The sequence below is a fragment of the Enterobacter sp. CGMCC 5087 genome, assembly GCF_003144775.1.
GTDB classification, from domain to species: Bacteria; Pseudomonadota; Gammaproteobacteria; order Enterobacterales; family Enterobacteriaceae; genus Enterobacter; species Enterobacter cloacae_M.
On sequence record NZ_QFXN01000333.1, the window covers coordinates 1 to 678 of the forward strand.

Consider the following 678-nt stretch of genomic DNA (forward strand, 5'->3'; position numbering starts at 1 on the left):
TCAGGAGAGAATACATATTCTCATCGCCTTCTTTGACAACATATACATTTCCACACCCCCGGTAAATCATCTCAAGCGCCAGGTCATGGACAGGCTGAAAGATCAATGGAAGGGCATTTACAGCAAACCCGTTCCACTTAAATGGTTACCTGATGAGGAAGAAGCAGTACTCTGGGCATGGAACAGCCTCAAATCGCTTCAGGAAGAAAGAAATGCGCCCGGCATTGGGCTTTCATTAAATATTTCAACACCAGGAATGAGTACCTGGTTTACCCCCCTGAGTCATTCTGAACGCAATTTAGCCCTGCGCGCGGCGATCGACTTATGGGACGATGCACCGGATACAAAGCGTTTATTCCTGCTGAATCTGAATAAAGCCTGGAACCAGCAAAAATTGCGTCAGTCCCGCACCGATAAAAAAGCACTCAATACGTACCTGAAGAACGAAACAAAAACACGACTGGACTTTATGGCAGAACGTAGCGGGGTTCGTATCAGCGATATGCTGGAAACGCTGATTAATGACCATTACCGGAAAACCTGTGGTGGTGAGTAGGGGTTCTGCGCTGAAAATAAAGTGAATGGAGGCAGCAATACAGACCAATAACTGCATTCAAAAAAATTTCAGACCTATATTACCTGTGTGAGAACGGCAGCAGAAATGCTGCCGTTTCGTTA

Annotated in this window: 1 pseudogene; it reads left to right on the plus strand. The window is 45.9% G+C overall.

The window, feature by feature from the left end:
* Window positions 1-556 (plus strand): annotated as a pseudogene (locus DEO48_RS26240) (hypothetical protein); the annotation flags it as partial.
* Window positions 557-678 lie beyond the last annotated feature (122 nt).